The organism is Paenibacillus sp. NPDC101420 (assembly GCF_050277435.1).
GTDB lineage: Bacteria > Bacillota > Bacilli > Paenibacillales > Paenibacillaceae > Paenibacillus_AQ.
Genome location: NZ_JBNNSE010000001.1, coordinates 500,939 through 527,851 on the forward strand (window position 1 = coordinate 500,939; position 26,913 = coordinate 527,851).

Consider the following 26,913-nt stretch of genomic DNA (forward strand, 5'->3'; position numbering starts at 1 on the left):
CTTTTGCTATGCAATCCGTGTACTTTTTCGTTAATTAACCTGCCTCGTATGCTCTTCACGATATTCCGTAGGCGTCTGACCGCTAGCTTTTTTAAAGACTTGAGTAAAATATCGTGGATCCTGATAACCAACTAGTGGAGCGATCTGATATACCTTCACATTACTACTTTGCAATATATCCTTCGCCTTCTCCATTCGACAGTGAGTCACATACTCCAAGAACGTATAGCCTGTTATTTGTTTAAATAAAGTACAAAAATGACTGACACTAAGATCGGCAAGCTCCGATACTTCTTCAATACTTAAGTCTTTATAGTAATTACTCTCGATATAACGTTTCGTCTTCTCGATGGAACTGCGTGTGTCTTCCCGATTCACAGGTTTACTACCTTGATCCAATCGCTCCCCAAATTCTTCCTTCAACGCAGACATCATTTCACTCAAGGTAACCAAATGGTGCAGCTTACTTAGTAATCCATGTAGAGACCAATCCGAATTTAGATTCAAATGTTCAAAATGTCTGTATAACACAACAACCATTTCCACAAGAAGACGTTCTGCTATCTCTTTAGGAATAGCTTGAGCCTCAATATATAATGCCAACTCATCAAACAATGATGACATTTGGTTTCTATTCAAGGTACGAATACTCTCTATCAACGAGGTCTCCAGTTCTTTTGGATATTTCACTTCTGTATTGCCTGCAAAGGTTGTTTCATCATCTATATACACCCCGGCAAGACCATAATAGAAACGTTGATACAAAGCCTTCGCAGCCAATGGATACACCGTACTTAATTGATCAATCCCTTGTGTACAGCGGCTGATTCCTACAGAGCAGCTTAACTTGGAATATCTTTTGATCCCTGTAATTAAATGTTCACCTAGTTCTCTTCTGCTCGCGCTTAAAGATCCAGGAAAGAGCAATATCCACTCCCCGTTATGAAAAGGAAAGACTGTAAGTACTCCATGTTCCAGAGACCACTCTTCAACAATATTACGGATCGCAAATAGCCACAGCCGCTTTTCTTCCACACTCCACTGCCCAGTAAGCACAGAATAATCATCCAATTGGACAACAGCCATGAAATATCCACTCTCAAGTTCACTGTTCTCCAGCCATTTCAGGTGTTCAAGCGGCCTTGCATTTCCCAAAGTAATTTCAGCAAACATCCGTTCACGAGCTAGCATCGACAGCATCTGAACGGAATGCATCATCTGATCGTTCTCTTTTTGCTCATCCAGCCTCGTTTTCGCTCGGTATAGCATTTCAACCAGTTCGTCATGGTCGATGGGTTTCAGCAAATAATCAAAGGCTCCTTGACGCAAAGCTTCTCTCGCATATTCGAACTCCCCATAACCACTTATAAAGATAAATACCAGCTTAGAATTCTTTGGTAATACTTCCTTCATCAAAGTGATTCCGTCAATCACAGGCATACGGATATCGCTGATTATAATATGCGGTGTAGTTTCTTCTATTAAGCGGAGGGCTAGTTCTCCATTTCGAGCCTCTCCCACAATTTCCATCTGGAGATCATCCCATGGAATAGCTACTTTTAGACTACGAAGAATAATCGGCTCATCATCTACGAGCAGTACTTTATATTTCTCTTCTATCTCATCCATTCCAGCACCTCCATGCTTATTGAACACTTGAGTTTTGGATCAGATTCCAGTATTCCATCGATGATGCCTGCACTAGCTTTAAAGCGTGATCTGCAGACATTTCTTCGTTAATCATTTTTTCGATGACACTTAGGAACATTTTCTTAACTTCAGGTGATAATACGTTATCGTAAGGCACAAAGCTCTTGCGGTTCACTTCCATCATTTCCATCACTTGCGCGAATACCGGACCGGTCTTCTCCGGATCAAAAGCAATACGAATGGATGGAATTCTCAGTCCTTCATATACAATTCGGGTCTGAACTTCCTGCGTGTAAAAAGCCTTCATAAGATCCAAAGCGGCTTCCCGTTTAGCTCCATTTAGTTCGGAGGAAAGACCGATGCCGATGGTATATCCCCCTGCAATCGAAGGCTCCTCTCCTTGCTTCAAGGCAGGAAATGGAATAACGCCTACCTCATTCTGAAAATCTGCTGGAGCCGCACTACCAGAAAATAAATTGATATCCCAGTTCCCGTTTAAATACATCGCAGCCTTGCCGCTTGTAAACAAACCGACTGCATTTTCAGTTGAGAGATCATTAGACTGGGGACTAAAGGCACCTTCTTTTATCCATTGATCCAAATGCTCAAAAGCCTTTAAATAGGACGCATTCTGAAAGCTCGCTTGATCTTCACCTGTGATTAGCTTTTGGAACACTTCGGAGCCAGCATAACGATCCATTAAATAATGTGCAAAGATCCCGGCAGGCCAGCGATCCTCGTTCCCGAGTGCAAACGGAATGTATCCTCCAGCCTTGAGCCTCAGTATGACATCATCGAGTTCTTGAAGCGTTGTAGGCGCCCCTAGACCAAGCTTGTTGAAAATAGTCTTATTGAAATACAGTGGTTCAGCGTTTCCTTCGATGGGCAATCCATAAATATGGTTGTCAAAGGTCCATAGATGCAGATCCTTGAATTGATTGGTTAGACCGTTCTCTCGAACAAAATCAGTCAGATCAACCAGCCGATTGGAGCGCACGTACGGCTCTATTTCAGCTCCACCAAATAAAACAAACATATCTGGTGGCGTGCCAGTAACCATCTCGCTTTTCAGCTTTTGTTCACGGTGTATCGTCTGGTCTAGTCCTTCAAAATTGACTTTCACATTCGGATGCGCAATTTGGTATTTATCCACGATCTCTTCAAAGATAGCCAGCAGTGGCCGATCATGCTCTTTGATCCAGAAGTGACGGAAAGTCAGCGTTATTTTTTCTGGTGAATTATCTTCAATCGGTTCGTGATCTCCTAACGTAATAAATAGAACAGCGCCAGATATCAGCACTAGATATATCCACATCCAGCCCCACTTCAATAACCACTTCATGTCAATCTCCCCCTGTTTCCTCTGTATGATCGATTATGGCAGTATTTTTGGTATTCGGATTCGAATCGTTGAACCAAATCCAGGGGATGAACACACAAGTAAGCCATATGGACTGCCGAATCTGATATTCAGGCGCTCATGAACATTCTTAAGCCCTACACCACTATCACTATATTTCTTCTGGCCGCCTCCCTCGTTATCCCATAGATTCATCATCTTGGCTAAGTCGAAGCCCGGACCGTTATCTTTTACGATAATGATCATATCCGTACCCATTTCATAGGCTGTGATTTCTATGATTCCAGGGTCCTCCATCGGCTCAATTGCATGGTACAATGCATTCTCTACAATGGGCTGAACAATCAGCTTTTGAGTCATAAACGTTCTAAGACTCTCAGGAAGATTTATAATATACGAGAATTTATCCTCGAAACGAAACTTCTGAATATCCAGATAATGGCGAACATGTTCAAACTCCATTTGCAGAGGTATCAGCTCTTGATTCTGACTAATACTGATTCGCAGCAGCTTGCCGAGTGAAATGACCATTTTACTAATATCTTTATTACCTTGCAGCACGGCCATCGAATTAATCGATTCCAGTGAATTATAAATAAAATGAGGATTAATCTGCGCCATTAATGCCTTCATTTCCGCTTCCTTTTTGCGACCCTGCTCCGTCTGCACTTGCACAATCAACTCGTTGATCTGTGTGCTCATCCGGTTAAAGCCATCAATCAGAAAATCACTTTCATCATCCGCACGATAACGTGTAGTGATAGGTGTAAATATCCCCTGCTTCACCCGCTTCATCCCGTTGACCGCGCTGTTAATGCTATAAACGAGCCTTCTAACAAAATATCGGTCAAACAAAATGGCGGATAACAATGAAACCGTACTCAAAATAATCGCAATATTACGAATAGATATAGATTCCGAAGAGATTAGATTCATCGGTGTAATCGCTGCCAAATACCAGTCTTTATTATGTGAAGGAAGGAAGGTTATGAGTGATTTTTCCCCCTGATAGTTGTCGATGTAATAGTTTTGTTCCTTGGCATAATCATTTTCTAAAAAAGGGAACTCCGTGCGCTGCCCAATATGTTCACCGGATTTGTTAAAAACGATATTCCCCAGCTTGTTCACCAGCAGAATATCACCCTTCTTAAGCGTTGCTGCCTCCCAGAAAATCTGATCCAGTAAATCAGGTTTAACATTAACGACCAAATAGCCTATATCTTCAAGAGAATAATAATCTTTGATTACTCTGGCTTGCACAAGTACCGGATGGCCCGATAACGCCGAACCGTTCTCACCAGGTCCTGACCATACAGGGCGACCCTCAGCACTTTCCATAGTATGAAACCAGCTCTGCTTCTTCATCTCCTCAAAGGACATCGGCGCATTGTATTGATAAAGCAACCGATCTTTACTATATAAACTAAATGAAGTAATCATCGGGTGATTAATGAGTAAATTGTTGAGTTCCTGCTTGCGATCATAGGTGAGCACAAAGTTAGTCTGCTTTAGCGATTGTTGAATAACCGGTTGTGTGATCGCAGAATTTGAGATCGAGGAGATCTCACTAAGGGCGAATTTGAGCTTTCGATCCGTTTCGAGTAGTGAAACCCAGTAGAAGTTACTTGATTTTTTCTCCATAGCGTTAGAGAAGTTAACGTAAGTAACAATCCCCATCAGAATCACTGGAATAAAGACGAGAAGAATAATAGCGAACAAGATTTTACGGCGGAGCTTCATGGTATTCCCCTTCCCCCTGCTGTCTCTGTCCTCTAGTATTCTTCACGAAACCGCCCATTCCCTTGTAAATGTTAAAAGTAAAATCAGCTCTTAATAGCTCCTGAGGTTAGTCCTGCAATTACCCAACGACTAAATAACAGGAAGACGATCAGCAGTGGCAAGGTCGCCGTAAACGTAGCTGACATGATCATTCCATAATCCAGACCGTCGCGATTGGAGAATAACTGCTGGAGCGCGATTTGTATTGTAAAATGTTCTTGGTTCTTTAACACAACCAAAGGCCAGAAGAAGTCATTCCATACGGTCATAAAATTCAGTATTCCTAATGTTGCCATAGCTGGAGTGATAACTGGAATGGCGATGTTCCAGAAGATCCGGAAATGCCCTCCGCCATCAATCCGTCCAGCTTCGATTAGTTCCGTATGTACAGCTGTAGAGATATACTGCCGCATCCAAAAGATCCCAAAGGCATTAACCATAGCCGGAACAATCAGCGCCTTGAAAGAGTCGATCCAGTGGAGCTTGGCCATAATTACATAAGTAGGTAACACACCAAGCTGCTGGGGTACAAATAGAGTGGCAATAACAAAGTAAAACAGAATATTTTTAAACGGGAATTCATATTTAGCAAAAGCATAACCAGCAAGTGTACAGAAAAATACGACCGATATGGTTACCATAGACGAGACGAATAATGAGTTTCCAAGGGCTTGGAAGAAATCCGTTTTATCCAGAACCCGCTGGAAATTATCAAAAAACTGGTTCCCAACCGTAAGCAAAGGGGGGACATGGAATACTGCGCCCCTATCATTTGTGCCAACTACAAACATCCAGTAAAAAGGAAAGATGGACACGAGTGCACCAAGAATCAGAATGAGATAAAATCCTACTTTGCCGAAAATCCCAAGATCATCCGGATCTTTTTTTAATAGACGCACAGTACTCACGCTTTACCCCCTCCTGTATCTCCACCCATGCGGTTTGAAACCAGCATATTAAGGACAGAAAATATAATCGTAACCACAAACAGCAGGACTGCCGTAGCCGCCGCCGTACCGAAGAATCCATTGCGGAATGCCTCGCTATACAAATAGGTAACCATAGTGATGCCTTCTTGGCGTGTAGATCCCGTTCCTGATTGTCCTAAGAATACATAAGGCTCAGTGAACAGCTGCAGGGCGCCTATAGTCGAGAGCAAAGTGACAAATACGATGAACGGTTTCAGTAATGGCAATGTAATGAAGGTTAATTGTTGCCTTCTGTTCGCTCCATCAATACGGGCTGCTTCATACAAATCCGTCGGAATACTTTGAAGTCCTGATAGAAAAATAATGGCATTATACCCTGTCCAGCGCCACATCACCATGGTTGAGATCGCGATTTTGACCCCCCACCAGCCAGAGTTGAAGGCCACACTATCAAGCCCTAAACCACTGAGCATCCAGTTGATCATCCCGTTGTTCCCAAACAGCGTACTAAACACTAGGGTAACCGCAACGATAGATGTAATATTGGGCATGAAAAAGAGAACACGGAACGTTTTCTTGAAACGAGTCATCCCCGAATTCAACAATACGGCAATCAAAAGCGCCAATAGGATCTGTGGAACAGTTCCGAGCAGTCCCATAATTAAGGTGTTGCTAAAAGAAATCCAAAAGGTAGGGTCGCTTGTGACCAATTCATAATTTTTCATTCCTACGTATTTCATAGGATTCAAGGCATCCCATTTAAAGAATGAGAGGTAGATCGTAAAGAAGATCGGATATAGTCCAAATATCGAGAACAGAATAAAAAAAGGAGAAATGAAAGTATAAGCGGTGATGCGGCTCCTTCTTTGTTCAGTTAAAAACGGGCGCTTGCTCTCGGCATGCGGACTCGAAATAACAGGCTCAGCCATGTCACACCTCCAGGTAATCTAACGTATTAAGCAAAAACATCTTCGGCGTCTCTATAAGGACGCTAAGCGTTTATGCCAGATAAATCCGAATTCATAGAGAATACCGTTCTCCATGAATCCGGACCTTCTAGAAATAGAGTGCTTTTATTAGAAATCTTAACTGCGTTCAGCCAGTGTTTTCGCTTGTTTTACAGCTTCATCCCACTCTTTATCCGGATCAGCCTTTTTCTCCAGCACATTTTTCAGTGCATTTTTGAAGAAGGTATCGGTTTGGTCATGAAGAGGACCGTAGTATACAGGTTTTACACGATTAGCAGCTTTACCAAATTCAACAGCCGTTTGTTGTCCACCGAAGAATTCATCCTTGAAATCTACGAATGCCGGATCTTCGTACAGGGCAGGTATAGAAGGCATCAATCCTTTAGTTTTAAATGATTCCAGTTGATTATCCTTGTTATCCATCCATGCGATAAAGTCATAAGCTTCTTTAGAATGCTTACCTTCTTTAGGGAGTGTCAAGAACGAACCACCCCAGTTACCAGCACCTTCTGGAAGCTGCGCGATTTTCCATTTGCCAGTGGAGTCTGGAGCATTACTCTTAACATTCCCTGCCATCCAAGCAGGTCCCATAACCACTGCAAATGATCCGTCGTTCATCCCTTGTCCCCATTCAGGAGACCAGAGCATCACATTGCTGATCCAGCCTTCTTGGATACCTTTAACTGTGAAATCATAAGCTTTGCGAACTTGCGGATTAGTGTCTCCGATAAAGCTGCCATCCGCTTTGCTGAAATAGATTTCATCCGCAGATTGGTCACGTAATGCGTTAAATGTAAGATCAGTAAGGTCTACAAACGGTTTGCCTGTCTTTTCCTTGAAAGCTTTGGCTACAGCTGCGAACTTGTCCCAAGTATCAATCGCTGCGCCAAATCCTTCGGAGTCACTTGGCAATCCTGCTTCTTCAGCCAAATCTGTTCTGTAATACACAACCGTTGGACCGATATCTGTAGGAAGACCCAGCTGGAAGCTTCCATCTACGGAAGAGGCTTGTTTCCATTTCCAATCCAGATAGTTCGCTTGAATATCTTTGGCTCCGAGATCATTCAGGTTATAGAATTTATCTTGTGCATTGATAAAACGCTCCATGAAACCGATTTCAAGTTGGAAAATATCTGGTGCGCCCGACCCCGCCGATAAAGCAGTGGTCAAATTATTATGGTGAGCCGTTTGGTCACCGGTATTTTGAACCTTGATCGTAACGTTTGGATGTTCCTTCGTGTACTCTTTCGCTAGATCCTCGTAGTTCACGTTACCGAGTGTCCAGAAAGAAAGTTCGATTTTCTCAGCAGGCTCAGTACCCTCGTCTTTTGTAGGTTCATTTGTGCTTGCTGCGTTGTTACCTGTATTTTTACTTGATGCATTATTCTCGGCGTTGTTGCCTCCGCATGCTGCCAGTGAACCTACAAGCATGATAGCGACTAACGAAAGCGCCAAGTGTTTTACTTTATTCATTCCCCTGTACCCCTTTCAAAGGTTTCTCTTACAAGATTTAGTGTACAGGGTTTATATTCTTTTTTTGAGGAGGCAAACTTCCGATTTATGGTGGAAATATTTACGAACTCAAGATCAGCTTAAATCAATATTTCATACAGACCTATGCCTACTAATAACAATCCACCGATAAGATCAGAATGTTTACCTAGCCAAGTTTTGGACATTCGATTCCCGATTTTCATTCCGGCAGCAACAGTGATAAACGAAAAGGCACCCACTGAGATCGCTGTGAATGTTGCGTTCACGCCGCTGATCCCTGCTCCAAAGCCTGTAGCAATACAATTGATAGCTAGCGCCACACCCAACCACACCGATTCTTGCCATTTTAAAACATGACGATAGCCAGTATCTGTAGATGATGTGCTGAGCACGTTGGCCTCTATATCCATGCTTACACTTGAAGTTGGTTTCTTATACACAGTTCTAATACTCCAGATTCCCATAAACAGAATCAAGCAGCCACCGATGGCATTGCCAAGTGCCTCCGAGAAATATTCTGATACATATTCTCCTGAGGTAATTGAAAGGAAGGTAGCCAGCATCGACAGAACAGCAATAATCAGATTAGAAAATGGTGTAATTCTTGTGGACCTAGCACCAAAGGAAACGCCTATTCCTAAGTTATCCAAATTTGAAGCCAACCCAATAATGATGATGGAAAGCCAATGCATATCTAGACCCCCTTAATACATTCATAACTATGTTATGTCTGGGATGGGCGTATAGAATTTTGTCCAAATGTGCTGCTCATAAAATGTTCGTCAGCTTCATTTATATTGGATTTCTCATGCTTCCACAGGTATACTATTTTTATTTCTAACTTCATTAAATGATCAAAAGGAGTTAAATACTTATGCCAATTAACCGCCCGCTGCTAACAGACAGCGATTTCCAAGAAGCCGTTGACCGCAAACTACCTGTTCGTGTATTTCAGGACGATCATTTGGTGAATTCAGGGGCCACTGTTGTCCGCTTCACCGATTCTGATGTAGTTATTCAGTCGAGGGTTAGCGATCTGACTTATTACGCTCGTAAGAGTTGCCAATTTTATGAGGTTAGACCCTAAAAAAAGCCGGAACACAGTGACCCTTGGGATCAATGCGTTCCGGCTTTTTTCAGCAGACATATGTAGTAGCTCTTACTTAATATTTTTGTATGTGCCATACACTTTCATTTTTTCATTCAAGACTTCCTGAAAACTCTGCTTCTTCTTATTAGATCTCTCTTGTTTAGGATTGACCACGGGCTGAGGTCTAAAAAACTGATGATTGTAAGCCATAAGATTATGTACCATCACATTCATTGAATTCCAACCTCCTTAGGTAATCATTTCCTGAAATACGCAGAGCAACCACTACTACTTAAAAGTTACTTACCCAGCAACATATAGACCGAAACAAGTTTATCACATGTTCATATGAAAACAACCTCCAAGCTGTAAAACAGCTGGAGGTTGTTTAATTTCTGTTCATTTTCTCAACGCTGTGATGGAAATCTAGCGTTCCCAAAATCTTTATTACTATGATCAACTTGACCTCTCATCAGTTCAAGCAAATATTCGGGATCAGAGTTCATATCTAACATTTTCAACGCATTTTTTGGAGCAAACCCTTCACTTACACTGTGAGTGATCATGGCTAACAGTGGATTAAAATAACCTCTTATATTCAGCAGCCCTATAGGCTTCTGATGAATCCCAATCTGCATCCAGCATAGAATTTCAAATAACTCATCAAAGGTTCCGAGACCACCCGGCAGGGCAATAAACGCATCAGCCATACCGCTCATAACGGCCTTTCGTTCATGCATACTAGAAACCTCAATCAGATTCGTTAGCCCAGAATGCCTGATTTCATCTTTAAAAAGATCCACTGGCATGATACCGACGACTTCACCACCATTTGCCAACACTCCGTCTGCCACCTGTCCCATCAGGCCATTTCTTGAACCTCCATAAACCAGCCTACAACCTTGTGCAGCTATATGATAACCCAACTCTCTAGCCATTTCTGTATATTCTGAATTAAGACCTGGATTCGAACCGGCGAACACACATATTGTAAAAGCCATACCTATCACTCCAGACTGGTTATTATGGTTCAATTGAGATAATTCACTTATTGTACATCAGAATATTAAAATAAGTGTTAAATGAAAGTCATCTTTTTGTTTGTATCGTTAATTGGTACAGTTTACTATTCCACTCTGCAGTAACACCTAGTGCCTTAGCCAAAGCTGCCGCTGGAACAAGTGATGCATAACTTACTTTAATGGCTCCCTCTTTAAAGATGGTTTTCTTACCTTCTTTCAAGAGCGTCATATCGCCGTCCCATGAGAGGGTGTAGCCCAGATTTTCCGCCACTTCCCTGATCGGTACTCTTACACTTCCATCCAAGAATATAGCAGATTGCGCGGAGTCGATCTTCTTCCCATCCACGATTACAGTAACAGGCTTCAAGATAGGTGATATAGTAAAAGGATGTGAATCAAGCGCACTGATACCAAGTTGACCAAACATATTCGTCCCCCAAGCTACTGCTGTCCCATCCTTCAAAACTGCATATTTACTATTTTCCCCCGTGGCAAAAGAAATCGGATTGCTCAAGCCTTTGATTTGTTTAGGTTTAGTAAAGACCCATTTACTGTCGGTTGATGATTGGGTACTCCAAGTCCACACGGTGCCATCTTTTTTAACAGCTACAAAGCCACCTAAATCCAGCGTAAGTTTGGAGATCGGCTTTATGACTGTGATCTTTTGCAGACCTTGCAATAAAGTGCCAGCTTTCCATACCCAGTATTCTCCTTTTTTATTGGCAACAAGATTGAACCCATTATTCGTCTGAACAGATACAATATCCGTAAGACCTGGCATCTTCTTCATCATGATTTCGTTATAATTATTGCTGTCAACCGTTGCCCAGACACTTCCAGTCTCAGTTAACGCCAGTATACTCCTCCAGTTCATAGAAACGGACTTCACATGGTATAAATCCTTGACTGGGGTCGGCTTCTTCACCGCTTTTGTATTCTCTATTTGCGGGTTAGCGCTCCAAATCCAAAGAGTACCGTTGGTGCGAATTGCGGCCTGATAGTCACTGTTACCGACCCACATTACCTCACTTAAACCCTGAACCTTGGTAGCAGCAGGCAACGCTGTAAAACCTACATCAGTGATTTCTGGAGGATTCCACTGTAGTACGCTTCCATCCTTTCTCAAAGCTAAGGTATTGTGTATGCCTGAAGCTATACTGACTACATCGGTCATCCCAGAGATAACCTGAGGAAGCAGCACCTTGTACTGTTTAGTGCTTACCCCATTGCCTGCTTCTATAGCATTCTTATCCCGGTAATCTCCCCAAGCTTTAACCGTCCCGTCTTCGTTCAGCGCAACATAATAAATTCCACCGATCTCTAACTGCTTCGTACGATCAAGCGCTGCTATGCTATGGGGAGTAATCGTCCACCCTTCAGGACCTGCAGTTCCATTTGCAAATTGTCCAAAAACATTGCTCCCCCAAGACCATACGGTTCCGTCAGTCCCCAGTGCGAAGGAGCTCCCTCCCCAAAATCCAGAAGTGGCAACAATCTCCTTAATTCCACTCAGCTTCGCGGATGAGGGATCCGCGCTTATCACTTGTGGGACTGACGTAACAGCCATAAAAGTAGAACAAACAGCCAAACTAAACAGCTGTAGCTTCCTTGCTAATAAGTTCATCTTGTTTTTCCCTTCTTATGATATTATTGTAATTATTATTCATCTTACACTAAGACGCTATTAAGCTGCTCAAAGTTGTATAATTTTAAAATCCTGGGATTCAGATTGCTTTGAATTATGTTATAATTACGCTGCCTTGGATCTACTCTTTTCAATCGCAATACCGGAACCAAATGATTATGGAGGGAAGTTATGCTTAAATTTATAGGTGTTTTACTGCTCTTCAGATTAGTGGGCAACCCTTTTCTGGCTATATTCATCCTGCTTCTTATCTTGTATTTCTTGGATCGGAGATATGTGGGCATCTTCCCCAGCATTACAAAGCCCTTCAAAAGAATGCGTCAAATTTCCAAGTTACGTACAACCATTTCTTTAAATCCTAATGATGTTTCATCCAAATTTGATTTAGCGCGGAGTTTGACAGAACGTAAAAAATACAGGGAAGCGAAGGATCTCCTACTGCAAATCGAGGACCGTTATGAACAATCTGCTGAATATTGGGTAGAACTCGGACATGTGAATCTTAAGCTAGGCGCTTTGGAGGAAGGCGAAGCACAAATGCTTCGTGGTCTGGAGATCAACCGTAAGGCTCGATATGGACAGCCATATCTTTGGTTAGCGGAAACTTTCCGCCATACGAATCATGATAAAGCATTGCATTACGTTACTCAGTATCAAGAAATCCAGTCTTCTTCTTCTGAGGCGTATTATCTGGCAGGCTCGATGTATAAAGCGCTTGGCAGATCAGAGGATGCGAAGCGAGCTTTCGAAGAATCCACCGCTGTTTATCGTTCACTTCCTAAATATAAAAAACGGCAGGAGCGCGGTTGGGCGTTGCGCAGCTTTTTCGCCAAGATGAAATAAACTTGACGACTCCTTAACCCAAAAAACGGAGATCACTTCTGATTATCAGAAATGATCTCCGTTTTTTTATAATAAATTGGGGGGGAAACGATGTTATTAGTTCGTCACTAATTTCCAAAGCGATAGTGCCGACTCCGGATTCCAGTTGGTATCACCGAAACTTCTAAATGTCACTCGAGCTTCATAAACGTTACCCTTGTATTCAACTTTTGTTCCTACAATGTACAACCCGGTTGCATTCCAAGCTGCTACATCTGGTAATACGGGTTTCACAAGGGTTGTGACTGTATACAAAGAGCTCTTGTCTGAAATATTACCAGCAGCGTCTACAGCTCTCACATGATAATTGTACGTAGTGGAAGCTTGCACCGTTAAATCCGTAAAGGAAGTTCCCTTAGTTTGGGTCAATTCAACACCCTCTCGATACACAACATAATGATCAACACCTACATTATCTTGGGCGGCGTTCCACATCAGATTAACACTATTGTGCTTCACAGACATGGTATGCAGCCCCTCAACCATCGAAGGCTTCAAAGTATCTGGTGTTTCCACTGGAGGTATAACCACTTCCGGGTTTGGTGTGCTAACAACAATAATATTACTTGCGCCTGACGTGTTTCCTGCACGATCCACCGCAACACTATAATATGTATAAATTTTACCTGGTTCTACAGTAATGTCTTTAAAGCTCGTTGTTGAGGATGTTCCGATTTGTTTCGCTATACCGACGCTATCCCCGCGATAAATCATGTAATGATCTACGCCTATGTTATCTGTTGCAGCATTCCACATAAGATCTACACTGCTCGATTCTACACTCATCGTGTGTAACCCCGTTACTGTTGACGGCTTCTCCGTGTCTGGTTGTACCCCAGGTCCTGATTCACTGTTCTTTAGATTCACATCAATGACTTGATAGAAGGCATTCGATGTATCATCGATATCCCACACTGCCAAAATAACATGGTATCCACTGCGGTCAGTTGGGACATTTACTTTGTGCGTCACAGAACGCTCAGGCTGTTTACCGCCATTTTCAAAAGTTCCAATAAGCTCTAAATCGGAACGTTTAATTGGCGTATTAGGATTCCAACCTTTTTTCGTAATATAGTAATGCCATTTTGTTGTTCTATGTTGTGCTGTATGATACCAAGTGATGTCATTGACTCCGCCAACCATATCGTGCTTAATCCAACGATCACTTGATTGTTGATCCAGAATTCCTCCGAACATGCCACCCGCAGATGCAATCTTCCCGTCCGCAGGTCCCGCCAATGGGAAACCCTTTGGTGCCTCTAGACTCTGTGGCTCATATTGAACTGAACCCACATTATTCGCTGCACCAAGCTTCGCACGACTTGCTGGTTCGGATACATAACCGTGTCCTAACGCTTTATCGGTATCGATAAGTCCTACTCCGGCAATAACCCCCGCAGTAATAACAAATGGAGCAACCTTCTTTGCGATACTGCTGTTCTTCATGCTTACTTTCATCATTCATCATCTCGCTTTCTAGTTGTAATTTGGAGACTTTGAAAACGAATCCAGTGTTATTATAATTTCCTAAAAACATAATAACAATAACCTAAAGAACCAGACGACAATGGATAAAAGACCCATGACAATTGAACGGATTAGTAGTTCTCCCCGCTAATAATGCCCCATCGAAACGATTCATTCTACTCAAATAAAAAGTCAGCCACCGATAAATATATCGGTGGCTGACTGCAAAAAAACAACTTGTTATGACTTCTGATTCATAAATGGGGTATAGTCCCATTTACATATTTAAATCCTGCTTGTTAGCTTCTCCGCTCTGTTTAACCGAAAATGGCCACCAATTCCCTCGGCCGAAGACCCGTACCATTACAGGGACAAAGAACGGCAGGAAGATTAAAGCATACAAGGCCAATCCTACGAGCACCACTGTAGCAATCTGCATCATCGACAATACCCCAGAAGGATACATCGAAGCGAAGGTACCACCCAGAATAACTACAGCTGAAAGGATAACTGTACCCATATTGCGCATAGCGTGTAGAATCGCTTCTTTTACGTCCCATGTTTTATTTTCGTTAAACCGGGCCATTAAGAAAATGCTATAATCCACACCTAGTGCAATCAGCATAACAAAACTAAAGAATGGCGTCGTCCATGTAATCCCTTCATAGTGCAGAAGATTAACGAAAATAGCCTCTGTAACGCCCAACGCTGAAAAGTAAGTGATCAAAAGTGAAATGATAAGGTAAATCGGCATTACGATTGAACGGAGCAGCAACACTAATATGATGAAAATACCGCTCAGCATCAAGATTACTGTACGCGTATAGTCTTCATTGGAAATATTCCGCAAATCGCTTTGACTGCTTGTAACCCCGCTAATAGCTGTTTCAGCATTTTCAAGCTTCGTACCTTTAACTGCACGATCTACTGCTGCTTGAATATCACCCACACTATCTATAGCCTCTGAGCTGTAAGGATTCTCGGTAAATACCACATCCAACGTCATCACCTTACGGTCATCAGACAAGTACGTATCAAATACCTGCTTTATACCTTCAGCTTTAAGTGCCTCAGCTGGTACGAAGAATCCGCTCAGCTCTTCATCCTTAGCCGCTTGAATCTGATTCAAGTATTCTTGTGCCGAGCCCAGACCGCTTGTAATTTGCTTCAATCCATCAGCACTATCGCTTAGTCCAGTGGTTAAGGCTCCAATCTGACCTGTCAATTCACCAAAACCATCTGCAAGCTGCTTCTGTCCGCCTTGCAATTGATCAAGCCCACTTGTGATAGATGGAATCTTATCTACGATCTGTCCTTGACCTGCTGCCGCCTGATCGAGTCCAGCTTGCAGCTGACCGATTCCAGCTACAAGCTTAGCTAAACCTTGTGCGAGAGCGGTTTGCCCAGCCGCAGCTTTGGCATAACCGGCATTCGCTTCATTTAAGCCAGTAGCTGCACCTTTAAGCTGTTCTGAAACCTGACCAAGACCGGCTGCTAGCTGCGCTGCACCCGTACCACTTTGTGCTACTGTACCTTTGATCGTCAAATAATTTACATCCTGAACAATTTCCGGATAACTGCTCTCTAGGCCAGCGAAGGAACCGTCCAGTCCTTTTAATGCCTCTGCAACACCTTGTAGCTGCTTCGGAAGCTGTCCGAGTCCTTCATCCAGCTGGGTTAAGCCTCCACCGATTTTTTTATAGCCCTCAAGTAACTTCGCATTTGCATCTGCTAACTGTTTAGCACTTGTTGCTGCCTGCTGAAGACCGGATTTGATATCTCCTGCACCCGCTGAGCCACTCTTAATCCCGCTCTCAATCTGGGTGAGCCCAGCGCCTAAAGCAACAATTCCGTCTTTGAGATCCGCTGTGCCCTCTGTCAGCTTAGCACTCCCTGCAACAGCTTCTGTAAGTTTAGGAGCATTATCGCTAAGCTGTTTACTAGCTTCAGACAAGCCGGTCTGAATCTTGGTCAGACCTTCGTTACTCTGGTCCAGTCCATCAGAAAGTGTACCGACCTGATTCGGAATCAAGAAATCACTAATCAGCTCACCTGTTGGACGTGACATGCTCCGAACAGATTTTACACTATCCACTTTTTCCAGCTCGCGGCTAATTTTCTCCGCAAGTCCCAGATATTCTGAATTGTCCATACGATCATCATTCTTGATAACGACCTTGCCAGGCATCGATTCACCTGGTCCGAAGCTCTCCGAAATAATATTAAAACCTTTTACCGAAGCATATTCCGAGCCAATTTCCTCCAAGCTGTTAAAGGACAGCTTACCACTATAGGTAACTAGAAATGGGGATACGATTACTGCAACGATTAGAAGTGCGGCCCACGGTCTTTTTAAAGAAAAAGAACCTGCCCATCCCCAAATACGGCTCTCACTATGCTCCAGCTTGCCACGGGAGGGCCAGAATAGCTTTTTGCCTAGAACAGCCATAAAGAATGGAACAATCGTCACAAGTGCCAATAGCATAACTGCAATACCAACTGCAACAGCTACTGCTGAACGATAAAGGATAAATTTCGATAACCCAATCGCTACAAAACCTACAAATACCGCTAAGCCCGAATAGAACACCGTTCCTCCAGCTTTTCGATAAGTTGCAATGATTGCACTTTTAGTATCTTCTGCGGTCATCAATTCTTCTTTAAAGCGACTGATCAGCAGAATACAATAATCCGTACCGATCCCGAACATGACCGCAACCATAAAGATTTGAGTAAACGTTGATAAAGGAAAATCATAACGATCCACCAAAAAAGCCACGACAGATTGGGATACAATATAGCTGATACCCACGGTCAGCAGCGGTACAAAAGGCGCTACGAACGAACGAAACACAACGAATAGAATAAGTAGGATAAAGACAACTGTAATATACTCCGACTTCTTTAGCCCTGCTTCTGAGCTTGCAATCATATCCTCTGTAATCAGACCTTCACTGGTCAAATAATGATCTGCTTTAACACCTGAGAGCATCTCATCCACTTTATCTGGCAGCGCAGTAACAGCCTCTCCTTCACCTTTTACGGACAACGCCACCATAATAGTCTTGCCATCTTTGGCAATCAGTGTATCTTTAAGCTCACTTTGTGAAAAAGGATCGGTGATGGAATCTAACTGCAGAGCTTCCTTATTCGCAGCCAGCTTCTCAACGCCTTGTTGAATACTTGCTGTTTCTTCCGCTCCGATTCCCTTCGGGTTATTGAACACAAGGGCTACTTGATGGAGTGATTCGCCTCCCTTGTCACTTGATGCTTCCTTCATGATTTCTGCTGCTCTAGATGAAGGGTATCCCTCTGGAACCGTAACCTGCCCCTTCTCACGGACAAGATCAGAGAAAGACGGGGCCGTCATCACTAGCACCACCGCTACAGCGAGCCAGATTGCGATAACCGCCCATCTTGCTTTTAGAATCGTCTTCATTGGCTCTTCCCTCCATTATCATTCTGAATTAGACTTGCCAGTTTCTCAAACATCATGATGAACGTCTCAATATCCTTCTTTTCAAAATGAAACAAATACGGGGCCACTACTTCATGTACTTGCGACTCAGCTGCTTCAAATACTCTTTTACCATGCTCTGACATCGATAAATACACCTGACGACGATCATTCTCGTCACGAGTTCGCTCGATAATGCCCGCTTGCACCAGTCTGTTGATTATTGCTGTAATGGAGCTTTTACCCACGCAAAAAGTTTCTGCTAGATATGTAGACGTACATTGTTCCTGAGCATTAATCAGACGAAGAATTTGATACTGATCATTCGTTGTATCTGCAGCAATGCTATCTTTAATTCTTGCGGCTACTTGTCTAGTCACCATCATATAAGCATCCATATAACGGTTAATCCAATGCTGAACTTCATCTTCCAAAGCTTCCTACCTCCAAATATAGTTCAACTGTAGAACAGTTTCATTGTCAAACTATAATCCCATTTATTTCAAAAGTCAACTTTACAATTCTAAGGAACAATTTAAGGTGACCCAACAAAAAAACAGGCCGAGATTTCATCTCGACCTGCCATTGTATGTCTTCTAAAAATTGTTTATTCCTCATCCTCGATCTCTTCTACTTCATAAACACATCTCAGTGTTTCAATGCCTGCTGCATTTTCGCCGAGGCTGTACACCATGAACCCAAGACTACGGTAGAAATCTGCAGCAATCTCATCCTCTGTTTCAGCTACCAGATAACGCGGGTGACGCGTAGTAAGCAGCTCCAGAATCATCCCCCGTGCATAACCTTTTCCTCTGTTCTCTGGCAATACAGCAATATGCCGAATATCCAAGGAACCATCTTCTGTTTCTTCAAAGCCTACAAGACCAAGCAGTAATTCTTCCTCTTCCCAGCCATATAACTTTAGCCCGGCTTGTTCGCTATACTCAGACGAAGTCTGCTGTAGAGCATTCGGATCATCTATGACCGCATAGGTCAGCAGCTCATTCACCTCAGATGTACCAATGAGGGGTTTAAGATCAATCAACATTCTTCACATTTCTCCTTCTTTGTTCCTTTTACAGCTAATCACTCGAAACAATCCGTAGCCTGTCCACACACCTAGCATGTTTAATAGTAAATCATCAATATCGAAGCTTCCCACATGCAGCAGCATTTGCAAGCACTCCAAAAGCAGAATACAAGGGACAGCATATAGCGAGATTCTAAGCCAAGACACAGGACGTATCTTTACTAATGGCGAAAGAAAACCAAATGGAATAAAAACTACAACATTTCCTAGCAGATTTACTAGCCGATTGATAAGTGATAAACCGTTATCCAAGTTGAAATAAAGTGACACCGTGCGAAATGGAACCAGATTATACTGAAGAGGACCTCCGGTATGTACCTCACGTCCAAATCCGATAAACATCCAATAGATAACAGTAGCACTATACAGAGTTAGCACTACCCGTGTCAATCCTTTTAGCGGCCATGAACGGTAAGTTTCTTTATGTCTGCGGTTAATCAATTCTTAGGTTGAGCTTCAATAATTTCGATAGTTCCATCAAGTTTACCTAGGATCGCCATCGCTGCAATTCCAATAAATAGGCCGTGATCTACAACACCCGGGATGTTTTGGATGGTCAGTGCTAGCTTCGGTGCAGCTTCTATCGCTTCAAATCGGCAGTCCGCAATGTAATTGCCATTATCCGTCTTATACAACTCTTCTCCGCTGCGACGCAATTCAGGTTGGCAACCCAGTTTGGCAAGCTCTGCCACAGTCCATTCCCAGGCGAAAGGAACGATTTCCACCGGCAACGGAAATTTGCCTAGCGTGTTTACAACTTTACCTTCATCGGCAATCACAATCATTCGGGTACTATTACTAGCTACAATCTTCTCACGAAGCAAAGCGCCGCCGCCGCCTTTAATTAGTTGCAGACTGCTGTCTAGCTCGTCCGCTCCGTCAATGGTTAAGTCCAGACTATCAATATCACCAAAAGCTACCAGTGGAATTCCCAGCTCTCGTGCTTGCTCTTCGGAAGCACGTGAAGTAGCTACTGCGGTAATTTTCAAGCCTTCACTGACGCGTTCACCGAGCTTGCGGATTGCCCAGTAGGCAGTTGATCCCGTACCCAGACCTACCTTCATTCCATCTTCTACATATTCCACTGCTTTTTCAGCTGCTAGTTGTTTAACGTTGATACTCATTTTAATACCCCCATGTTATCCATTATAAAGTTTTATAGTATTTTGCCGTAACAGAGACTATGCGGATCACCTATGTAGGGTCCAAATAAATCAATCGGTTGGTAGCCATGCTTGACGTAAAGCGCAATCGCTTCTGGCTGCTTAATTCCGGTCTCCAATCGGATCTCCTTAAACCCCGCCGCTAATGCTTGTTCTTCAAGGAATAACAGCATATTTGTAGCTATGCCCATTTTACGATAACTAGAATCTACATAAAAGCGCTTCAACTCCATCGTTGCGATCTCTATTCCGATATAATCTAATGGACGAAGCCCACCACAGCCCACTGGTTTTCCGTTTAAGTAGGCTACTACGAAAGTCATTTCTTTTACTTTGGGATCCTCGAAATCAACAACATAGATCGTCTCATGCGGATAACGCATCTTCAGTTCTTCATCCAGAAACGTAATAAGTTCTCTTAAATCAGCGTTCTCTGGATCAACTACTTCAAAATTCACTTCTGTTACGGGCGACACTCTATTTCCCTCTTTTCTTGTATCCAAATTCGTATTATCCTTCTTGCAGCCAAAAAAATCAATATTCTTCATTCTGTCTTATGTATATTGTAATTTCACTACATCCTCTAAATTTAGGATCATCTCTTTTTCAGCGTGGTTAGCAGCCCTATGTAAGTAAGCTTTATGCTCAATGAAAGCATCTGAGGGGGCTGCCAATTTAATGTGCTCCAGCACACTGCGTTCGACATCAGCGAGAACTAGATTTCCTCTACCCGCACTTACTCTACAAAGAATAATGATTGCTAAAGGCTTATTCACAACTGCCTGCCCGCTGGACTCCACAAAAACTGTGTATTGAACTAAAGGAATTACGTCTGGATCTTCCACACTAGCAGCGCAAGATTGGTCAAAGATAGAATACATTAGTGAAGGATTGCGTGATAAAGTTCCTAATTTTTTCTGATTAGATACCAATTTGCTGTTCTGGTAGGCCAAGAATCCGGCAACTGACAACACGAGCACAAGCAAAATAACTAATATCGAGTACATTTCATCACGTCCCACCCAATACTCCATAATAACAATGCCGATTATATATTATCATGGATAACTGCATAGACCAATCCTATATTATCAACACTATAACAAGTGTAAGCGATATTCAATCTATAAAGTTATTTTGAAATATTCAAAATAACAGTTGAAACTTCGTTTGACATGTCTCATAATGAAAATATGAATATTGTTTGTCAATCCATATGGAAATCAAGGGAGGAAACTTAAAATGAAGTTTTTCTTGGACACCGGAAATATTGAAGAGATCAAACGTATTACTCGCCTCGGATTAGTGGATGGCGTAACGACTAACCCGTCGCTCATTGCTAAAGAAGGAAGATTGTTTAAAGATGTTATCAAAGAAATCGTAGCAATCGTTCCAGGTCCTGTAAGTGCAGAAGTAATCGGACTTACAGCAGAAGAAATGCTTAAAGAAGCATACGAAATTGCTGAGTGGGCTCCAAACGTTGTCATTAAACTCCCTATGACTGAAGATGGCTTGGAAGCTTGTTATGAGCTTACAAAAAAAGGTATCAAAACTAACGTAACGCTTGTCTTCTCAGCGGCTCAAGGCTTAATGGCTGCAAAAGCAGGCGCAACTTATATTTCTCCTTTCGTAGGACGTCTGGATGATATCGGTGTTGACGGAATGAAGCTGATCAAGGATCTGAAGACCATCCTAACTAACTACGGTATGACTTCCGAAATTATTGCAGCATCCATCCGTAACATTGCGCATGTTGAGCAAGCCGCTCTTGCTGGTGCTCACATTGCTACCATCCCAGGTTCGCTCCTGCCTACCCTCTGGAAGCATCCGCTGACAGATAACGGTATCGAACGCTTCCTGAAGGATTGGGAATCCGTACCACAAGCATAAGATTGTCTTTCATTCTTTTATCAAAGGGCTATCCCGCAAGCTACGGCAACGCAGCTTAAGGATAGCTCTTTTTTCCATCTAAAGTCCTTGCAGAAGTCTGACGAACACGCTTTGACAAGAGTCGCGCATCTACCTGCTCCGTTTCTTTCACGTCAGATTCTCCCTTGCTCCCCTTGCTTGGCGTTACTGCAAATAAGGTCAGCAATCCACCAATTGCGCCGACTGTAGCCATCAAAGCGAATAATACCCAATGACCACTGCTTAACAGCAGCGATACCACTGGCGGTCCTGCGGCTACCCCTATAAACCTCATACTGCTATAGAGAGCGGTTATCGTGCCGCTATTTTCTTTCTCAATTCCCTCCGTGATCAAAGCATCCATACAAGGAAGCACAATCCCGATTCCAACACAACCTAAGCCCATAAACCCGACTAAGAAATAAATACCTTTATTGAACCCCGCAAAGATCATTGCTGCAGTAAGTAACACCATTCCTCCAAAGCCCAGCCATTTCATTAGCGTTTTGTTCTGACCAATGATCTTTCCTGTTCCATATGAAGACAGACATAACAAGGCTAATGGTATTGCCAGCACAAACCCCTTCATTGCCCCATGCATATTAAATTTAGATTCCAGCATTTCCGATAAATAGAATTGAACGCCAAAGGTTACAAACATACAGATACCGCCTATGGCAAAAATAGCATACAACCATCGTCCCTTTTCACGCAAAATGCTCACAATTCCGGATAAAAATTCTCTTATACCCTGTTTCTCAGGTTGTTCCTTCGCTTCCGGCTTTCGAACCAGAAAAAGAACTAAAGCAAATGAAATTAAACATAGAACAGGAATAGCGATAAAAGGTGCAAACCAAAGCCATATTCCAAGATAAGCTCCAAGGATCGGACTGAGCACTTTACCAAAGGTATTAGAGGTTTCAATAATTCCCAGACTTTTGCTTACATCCTCTTCTTCCTTGAATAAATCACCAACGAAGGGCAGCACAATAGGAAAAGCACCAGCCGCACCTATCCCTTGTAATAAACGTCCGGCCAGAATGACCCAATAGGCGCTAACGCCCTTCATAACCCAAGCCGCCACCACGCACACAGCTCCACCAATAGCAGCAATGATCAGACTCGGAAGAATCACCTTTTTACGTCCATAAGCATCAGACAGGTACCCTGCAATTGGGATCATCACGATAGCCATCAATCCATAAACAGTAATCAGCATACTCACCTGAAAAGAGCTAATGCCTAGTTCTTTAGAAATCTGCGGCAAAATAGGAAGCAGCATGGAGTTACCGAGGGTCATAATTAGTGGAATGGATGCCAGTGCAAGCAGATCCCATTTTCTTTCCTTCATGAACTGACCACCTTTGTCATTGTTTGCGACGACTCTCTATATTGTGGTTTGTTCATCCCTCTTTATTCATACATATAAAAAGACCGTCCCCTCGCCAATGCGAAAGGACGATCTTATGATCAGAAGATGGTGCTTTACAGCGAATTTGTAATCATGGTCTTCGCTTTTACAGATGGAAGAAACCGGTTTGGTTCTCCTAGGCTAAAAATATGCAGTAAGTGCATCGCTCGAGTGCAAGCTGTATAGAACAGTTTACGCTCGCTTTCTCTGCCATATCGTTCAGCTGAACCATCATAAATGATGACAGCATCAAACTCCACACCTTTAGCTAAGTAAGCAGGTAACACCAATGTTCCCTTCTGGAAATTCGGCGTTTCCTTCGTAACGAGTCTTACTGGCAGCCTACTATGTAGTTCATCATGAACTCTTGCGCTTTCTTCTGCTGTTTTACAAATGACAGCCACATAATGATACCCCTTGGATTGCAAATTCCGGATATCCATTTCAACAGCATTCAGAAGCTCATCCTCGCTAGACACCACACTTAGCTGAGGTTCTTCTCCTCGTCGATTAAACGGCACAATTCTTTCCCCTCCAGGAATCATTGAACGCGTAAATTCTACAATTTCAAAAGTGGAGCGATAGCTTCGGGTTAACGAGATCACTTCTGTATTCTCTTCCCCATAAATGCTTACCAAACTAGACAAATCACCGAGCACCTCACCTTGTGCATAGATCGCCTGATTCAAGTCACCCAATACGGTCATTTTTGCCCTTGGAAATAAACGGCGCATGAACTCTAATTGGAAAGGTGAGTAGTCTTGTACTTCATCCACAATCACATGACGAATTAGCGTATTGGTACGGAAGCCTTGGCTTAACTCCTTCAAATAAAGGAATGGTGTAGCATCTTCGTAGGCAAGCTCGTTCACTGCGATTGATTTTAGTGTTTGTTCACAGATCTCATCCCATATTTCCGGCAGAGAATTAACACCATTCAGACGTTCCATAAGCTCACGATCAGTAAACAGCGTACTGTACAACCCCTTAACATCCACAAAACGACCTCGTTTAGTCCATCCGCGCAGCGGTTTTAAGCGTTGGCTGACTACATACCGGGATAACACTTCTTTTTCAGTATCAAAATCATCAAAACTATCCTGCGTGGCTTTCTTCTTACGTCGCAACATCTGATATGCACGATGGTAATCACTGGAGTCTAATAGCTCAATTTGATCTTCAACCCATGAAGCATTTCTTTCCTCATGGCTAAAATCAGCGATCTTCTTCAGTAACCAGCGTGTCATTAAGTCTACACGGTTCGCAAGCTTAATGGCGGGATCATAGGCATAGAAATGACGTTCCATTTCTTCTTTACTGACTACCGCTCTACCTTGAAACATTAAAGGCTTGAACAGCATGCCCTCATGTTCCAGCATCGTAGCATACCGACGAATCACATCGAGAAAAGGTACAGATGATTTATAAGCGATGCCTTCTCTGCGTATACCCACTTCAGGGCCATCAGGGGCATTCAATAGATTTTCCGTCTGACTAAAGACATCTTCCAGCTGGAATTCATGTCCTAAACGATGCTCAAGATACATCTGAAAAGTGGTTTGTTGCATATTTTCTTCACCTAGCTCTGGGAGCACAGTTGAAACATAGCTATTAAACAGCGGGTTCGGCGAGAACAACAACATCTGGTCTGCTTGCAGAACTTCACGGTATTTATACAAAAGATAAGCAACCCGCTGCAATGCTGCAGAGGTTTTCCCGCTTCCTGCGGCACCCTGAACGACCAGCATTCGGCTTTTGTCGTTACGGATAATCGCATTTTGCTCTTTCTGGATGGTAGCTACAATACTCTTCATTCGATCATCGGCACTATGGCTAAGCACTTGCTGCAAAAGCTCGTCTCCGATCGTTACCCCAGTATCAAACATAACTTCAATAACACCATCAGAAATCACAAACTGACGTTTAAGATTCATTGTACCGGAAACAAGTCCACCAGGTGTCTCATAAGCTGTTGGGCCAGGAGCTCCGTCATAATATAAGCTCGATATAGGCGCCCGCCAGTCATAGATCAAGAAGGTGCCATCATCCTCCATCAAGGATCCAATTCCCAGATGAATCTTTTCCGTTTCTCCATTTGGTGCTTCTGTAAAGTCAATACGCCCAAAGTAAGGAGAGACGAGTAGCTTTTTATATTTTTTTAGAGCCTTGCTCGACTGTAAATGATGGCGTTCACGTTCATTCAAGATTTGGGATTGTTGGCGCAGACTTGTTGAAGTTTCCCCTAAATCATCTGGACTACTGAAGTTTACTGTTACCTCTTCCCAGAAGTCTTTCCGCATATCCACCACATCACTGCGATGGAGTCCGAGCTCCTCAGATAGTCGCCGGATATGGGCAGACAAAAGCTTAGTCACTCCGTCAACCCGCTGCTGTTCCTCTTTCCATTCAATTTCATGATTCTCCACTACATTTCATCCCCTTTGGAAGGTTGATATTTCAAGTGAGGATACTCTTAATAGATGAATCCTTAAGCTTATATGTTGCACATCACAAGGTTATGTTTTAAGCTTCGCGATCCGTTTCTTTTTCCTCAGTCGCTATACGGTTCATCTGATCTGCCACTTTATCAAGCCGTTCTAATTGATATCCGTAATCGTAAATAGCTGCGGCTACAACATACAATCGTAGTTGACCTATTTTCTCCGCATTATACCCCAGGATCGTTGAATTCAAAAATCCATCATTCTCGTCTCCCAAGGGTTCCGATTCATTAGTGTTTGGTTTTAGTTTATCTTCAAATTTCAGCAAGATCAGTTGATGATATTTGATTAACTGCTCCAAATGACTGTCAAACAATGCATCTGTCTCTTCACTTCGATCCGCTTGAAAATAATGCCGATCCACAGCCTCAAGAACATCGAAGCCCTTTTGCAAAGAAGATAACAGGTTCTTATAGACAACCATTTGTCTAGTCTGACTGTACTTCGCCCTCTTTAGCTGTTTCTGCTCTTCCTCAAACAAAGCGTACTTATCCGCTAAAGATTTAATAGATGACTCCAGTGCAAGTTTTTCATCACGAAACACACTTTCCTTCATCTCATGAGATACAGCCGTTCTTAGCAGCAAGGAAAGACTGGCAAAGACGTTCTCAATTTGCTTGATGTACTGTTTCCGTGGTTTCGGAGGAACTACTATAATATTGATTAGAAATGCAGAAACAATCCCTGTCAATGTTAATAAGAAACGATTCAGCGCGAACTGCCATTCACCAGAAGCCTCCATCACTGTTATAACGGTGACCAGTGTCAAGCTAATAGTATCCGCTCGGTTAATTTTCATACTGATCATAATGACAAGAATGCAGACCAACCCAACCGCAATTGGACTATTGGATAACAGCATTCCTCCCAGAAGAGCGAGTACCGCACCCATTGTAGTCGTTGTCAGCTGATCAAGAAAATAACGCCAAGAGCGATAAATAGATGGCTGCATAGCGAAAATTGCTGCAATCGCAGCGCCCACAGAAGATGGAAAATGTAGCAGTTCGGCTAAATACAAGGCAAGCGTGACTGCCATTCCTGTTTTAAATATGCGAGCTCCAAAAGCCAAAAATATCCCCCCTAAAAATTGGCCCACT

General features: G+C 42.9%; 24 protein-coding genes. 3 read left to right on the forward strand and 21 right to left on the reverse strand.

The window, feature by feature from the left end:
• Positions 1-30: 30 nt before the first annotated feature.
• The 7 genes from ACQKMP_RS02340 to ACQKMP_RS02370 all read right to left on the reverse strand — a co-directional run bounded on the left by ACQKMP_RS02340 (position 31) and on the right by ACQKMP_RS02370 (position 8,872).
• Entirely contained in the window at positions 31-1,629 is a 1,599-nt protein-coding gene (locus ACQKMP_RS02340; protein ID WP_427468754.1) for a response regulator, read from the reverse strand.
• A 16-nt stretch (positions 1,630-1,645) separates the two neighbouring features.
• Positions 1,646-2,992, reverse strand: coding sequence for an ABC transporter substrate-binding protein (locus tag ACQKMP_RS02345; RefSeq protein ID WP_427468755.1), 1,347 nt, complete (start codon positions 2,990-2,992; stop codon positions 1,646-1,648).
• A gap of 33 nt (positions 2,993-3,025) precedes the next feature.
• On the reverse strand, positions 3,026-4,750 hold the full coding sequence (locus ACQKMP_RS02350) for a cache domain-containing sensor histidine kinase (RefSeq protein ID WP_427468756.1): 1,725 nt from the start codon (positions 4,748-4,750) through the stop codon (positions 3,026-3,028).
• An 83-nt stretch (positions 4,751-4,833) separates the two neighbouring features.
• Positions 4,834-5,697, reverse strand: coding sequence for a carbohydrate ABC transporter permease (locus tag ACQKMP_RS02355; protein WP_094868591.1), 864 nt, complete (start codon positions 5,695-5,697; stop codon positions 4,834-4,836).
• Positions 5,694-6,647, reverse strand: a complete 954-nt coding sequence (locus ACQKMP_RS02360) for a carbohydrate ABC transporter permease (RefSeq protein ID WP_427468757.1) — start codon at positions 6,645-6,647, stop codon at positions 5,694-5,696. The genes ACQKMP_RS02355 and ACQKMP_RS02360 overlap by 4 nt, the downstream gene beginning before the upstream one ends.
• A 156-nt stretch (positions 6,648-6,803) precedes the next feature.
• A complete protein-coding gene (locus ACQKMP_RS02365) occupies positions 6,804-8,159 on the reverse strand; it encodes an ABC transporter substrate-binding protein (RefSeq protein WP_341127938.1) in 1,356 nt (451 codons plus the stop codon).
• Between the two features lie 119 nt (positions 8,160-8,278).
• Positions 8,279-8,872, reverse strand: a complete 594-nt coding sequence (locus ACQKMP_RS02370; RefSeq protein ID WP_042187478.1) for a manganese efflux pump — start codon at positions 8,870-8,872, stop codon at positions 8,279-8,281.
• A gap of 182 nt (positions 8,873-9,054) precedes the next feature.
• Here ACQKMP_RS02370 and ACQKMP_RS02375 point away from each other — a divergent pair, with 182 nt between their 5' ends.
• On the forward strand, positions 9,055-9,267 hold the full coding sequence (locus ACQKMP_RS02375; RefSeq protein WP_042187476.1) for a hypothetical protein: 213 nt from the start codon (positions 9,055-9,057) through the stop codon (positions 9,265-9,267).
• 72 nt (positions 9,268-9,339) lie between these two features.
• Here ACQKMP_RS02375 and ACQKMP_RS02380 read toward each other — a convergent pair whose 3' ends face one another.
• The 3 genes from ACQKMP_RS02380 to ACQKMP_RS02390 all read right to left on the reverse strand — a co-directional run bounded on the left by ACQKMP_RS02380 (position 9,340) and on the right by ACQKMP_RS02390 (position 11,916).
• Positions 9,340-9,504: a hypothetical protein gene (locus tag ACQKMP_RS02380; protein WP_188114458.1), complete on the reverse strand. Its 165-nt coding sequence runs from the start codon at positions 9,502-9,504 to the stop codon at positions 9,340-9,342.
• A 173-nt stretch (positions 9,505-9,677) separates the two neighbouring features.
• A complete protein-coding gene (locus ACQKMP_RS02385; RefSeq protein WP_379421812.1) occupies positions 9,678-10,271 on the reverse strand; it encodes a TIGR00730 family Rossman fold protein in 594 nt (197 codons plus the stop codon).
• Positions 10,272-10,359: 88 nt separating this feature from the next.
• Positions 10,360-11,916 (reverse strand): stalk domain-containing protein, encoded by a 1,557-nt coding sequence (locus tag ACQKMP_RS02390; RefSeq protein ID WP_427468758.1) that lies wholly within the window; start codon positions 11,914-11,916, stop codon positions 10,360-10,362.
• Positions 11,917-12,108: 192 nt separating this feature from the next.
• Between ACQKMP_RS02390 and ACQKMP_RS02395 the strand changes: the two genes are divergently transcribed.
• The gene (locus ACQKMP_RS02395; protein WP_042187471.1) at positions 12,109-12,780 is read left to right on the forward strand and encodes a tetratricopeptide repeat protein; all 672 of its coding nucleotides are present in this window, start codon (positions 12,109-12,111) and stop codon (positions 12,778-12,780) included.
• Positions 12,781-12,876: 96 nt separating this feature from the next.
• Here the strand turns inward: ACQKMP_RS02395 and ACQKMP_RS02400 are convergent, their stop codons facing one another.
• From ACQKMP_RS02400 to ACQKMP_RS02435, 8 genes are all read right to left on the reverse strand, one after another.
• Positions 12,877-14,280 (reverse strand): lytic polysaccharide monooxygenase, encoded by a 1,404-nt coding sequence (locus ACQKMP_RS02400; RefSeq protein ID WP_042187468.1) that lies wholly within the window; start codon positions 14,278-14,280, stop codon positions 12,877-12,879.
• Positions 14,281-14,563: 283 nt separating this feature from the next.
• A complete protein-coding gene (locus tag ACQKMP_RS02405) occupies positions 14,564-17,725 on the reverse strand; it encodes an MMPL family transporter (protein WP_427468759.1) in 3,162 nt (1,053 codons plus the stop codon).
• Positions 17,722-18,177: a MarR family winged helix-turn-helix transcriptional regulator gene (locus ACQKMP_RS02410; protein WP_076282879.1), complete on the reverse strand. Its 456-nt coding sequence runs from the start codon at positions 18,175-18,177 to the stop codon at positions 17,722-17,724. The genes ACQKMP_RS02405 and ACQKMP_RS02410 overlap by 4 nt, the downstream gene beginning before the upstream one ends.
• Positions 18,178-18,350: 173 nt before the next feature.
• A complete protein-coding gene (locus ACQKMP_RS02415) occupies positions 18,351-18,791 on the reverse strand; it encodes a GNAT family N-acetyltransferase (protein WP_427468760.1) in 441 nt (146 codons plus the stop codon).
• A gap of 3 nt (positions 18,792-18,794) precedes the next feature.
• Entirely contained in the window at positions 18,795-19,274 is a 480-nt protein-coding gene (locus ACQKMP_RS02420; protein ID WP_339270705.1) for a VanZ family protein, read from the reverse strand.
• Entirely contained in the window at positions 19,271-19,951 is a 681-nt protein-coding gene (gene rpiA / locus ACQKMP_RS02425) for a ribose-5-phosphate isomerase RpiA (protein WP_427469201.1), read from the reverse strand. Before rpiA ends, ACQKMP_RS02420 begins: the two co-directional genes overlap by 4 nt.
• A gap of 38 nt (positions 19,952-19,989) precedes the next feature.
• On the reverse strand, positions 19,990-20,472 hold the full coding sequence (locus tag ACQKMP_RS02430; RefSeq protein WP_231573435.1) for a GNAT family N-acetyltransferase: 483 nt from the start codon (positions 20,470-20,472) through the stop codon (positions 19,990-19,992).
• A 78-nt stretch (positions 20,473-20,550) separates the two neighbouring features.
• Positions 20,551-21,003 (reverse strand): hypothetical protein, encoded by a 453-nt coding sequence (locus tag ACQKMP_RS02435; RefSeq protein ID WP_197071283.1) that lies wholly within the window; start codon positions 21,001-21,003, stop codon positions 20,551-20,553.
• Positions 21,004-21,238: 235 nt separating this feature from the next.
• Between ACQKMP_RS02435 and fsa the strand changes: the two genes are divergently transcribed.
• Positions 21,239-21,886 carry a fructose-6-phosphate aldolase gene (fsa, locus tag ACQKMP_RS02440; protein WP_042126959.1) on the forward strand — a complete coding sequence of 216 codons (648 nt, stop codon included), beginning with the start codon at positions 21,239-21,241 and terminating at the stop codon, positions 21,884-21,886.
• Between the two features lie 55 nt (positions 21,887-21,941).
• Here the strand turns inward: fsa and ACQKMP_RS02445 are convergent, their stop codons facing one another.
• The 3 genes from ACQKMP_RS02445 to ACQKMP_RS02455 all read right to left on the reverse strand — a co-directional run bounded on the left by ACQKMP_RS02445 (position 21,942) and on the right by ACQKMP_RS02455 (position 26,885).
• Positions 21,942-23,255: an MFS transporter gene (locus ACQKMP_RS02445; protein ID WP_341060564.1), complete on the reverse strand. Its 1,314-nt coding sequence runs from the start codon at positions 23,253-23,255 to the stop codon at positions 21,942-21,944.
• A gap of 134 nt (positions 23,256-23,389) precedes the next feature.
• A complete protein-coding gene (helD, locus tag ACQKMP_RS02450) occupies positions 23,390-25,741 on the reverse strand; it encodes an RNA polymerase recycling motor HelD (protein WP_427468761.1) in 2,352 nt (783 codons plus the stop codon).
• 97 nt (positions 25,742-25,838) lie between these two features.
• The gene (locus ACQKMP_RS02455) at positions 25,839-26,885 is read right to left on the reverse strand and encodes an FUSC family protein (RefSeq protein WP_042187452.1); all 1,047 of its coding nucleotides are present in this window, start codon (positions 26,883-26,885) and stop codon (positions 25,839-25,841) included.
• Between the last annotated feature and the right edge of the window lie 28 nt (positions 26,886-26,913).

Bases quoted from the DNA above. Each gene is read 5' to 3' on its own strand.
- ACQKMP_RS02390 (WP_427468758.1), bottom strand. From the start codon at position 11,916: ATGAACTTATTAGCAAGGAAGCTACAGCTGTTTAGTTTGGCTGTTTGT.
- ACQKMP_RS02435 (WP_197071283.1), bottom strand. From the start codon at position 21,003: ATGTACTCGATATTAGTTATTTTGCTTGTGCTCGTGTTGTCAGTTGCC.
- ACQKMP_RS02405 (WP_427468759.1), bottom strand. From the start codon at position 17,725: ATGAAGACGATTCTAAAAGCAAGATGGGCGGTTATCGCAATCTGGCTC.
- ACQKMP_RS02445 (WP_341060564.1), bottom strand. From the start codon at position 23,255: ATGAAGGAAAGAAAATGGGATCTGCTTGCACTGGCATCCATTCCACTA.
- ACQKMP_RS02360 (WP_427468757.1), bottom strand. From the start codon at position 6,647: ATGGCTGAGCCTGTTATTTCGAGTCCGCATGCCGAGAGCAAGCGCCCG.
- ACQKMP_RS02340 (WP_427468754.1), bottom strand. From the start codon at position 1,629: ATGGATGAGATAGAAGAGAAATATAAAGTACTGCTCGTAGATGATGAG.
- ACQKMP_RS02350 (WP_427468756.1), bottom strand. From the start codon at position 4,750: ATGAAGCTCCGCCGTAAAATCTTGTTCGCTATTATTCTTCTCGTCTTT.
- ACQKMP_RS02385 (WP_379421812.1), bottom strand. From the start codon at position 10,271: ATGGCTTTTACAATATGTGTGTTCGCCGGTTCGAATCCAGGTCTTAAT.
- ACQKMP_RS02380 (WP_188114458.1), bottom strand. From the start codon at position 9,504: ATGAATGTGATGGTACATAATCTTATGGCTTACAATCATCAGTTTTTT.
- ACQKMP_RS02400 (WP_042187468.1), bottom strand. From the start codon at position 14,280: ATGATGAAAGTAAGCATGAAGAACAGCAGTATCGCAAAGAAGGTTGCT.
- fsa (WP_042126959.1), top strand. From the start codon at position 21,239: ATGAAGTTTTTCTTGGACACCGGAAATATTGAAGAGATCAAACGTATT.
- ACQKMP_RS02370 (WP_042187478.1), bottom strand. From the start codon at position 8,872: ATGCATTGGCTTTCCATCATCATTATTGGGTTGGCTTCAAATTTGGAT.
- ACQKMP_RS02375 (WP_042187476.1), top strand. From the start codon at position 9,055: ATGCCAATTAACCGCCCGCTGCTAACAGACAGCGATTTCCAAGAAGCC.
- ACQKMP_RS02395 (WP_042187471.1), top strand. From the start codon at position 12,109: ATGCTTAAATTTATAGGTGTTTTACTGCTCTTCAGATTAGTGGGCAAC.
- ACQKMP_RS02345 (WP_427468755.1), bottom strand. From the start codon at position 2,992: ATGAAGTGGTTATTGAAGTGGGGCTGGATGTGGATATATCTAGTGCTG.
- ACQKMP_RS02415 (WP_427468760.1), bottom strand. From the start codon at position 18,791: ATGTTGATTGATCTTAAACCCCTCATTGGTACATCTGAGGTGAATGAG.
- ACQKMP_RS02365 (WP_341127938.1), bottom strand. From the start codon at position 8,159: ATGAATAAAGTAAAACACTTGGCGCTTTCGTTAGTCGCTATCATGCTT.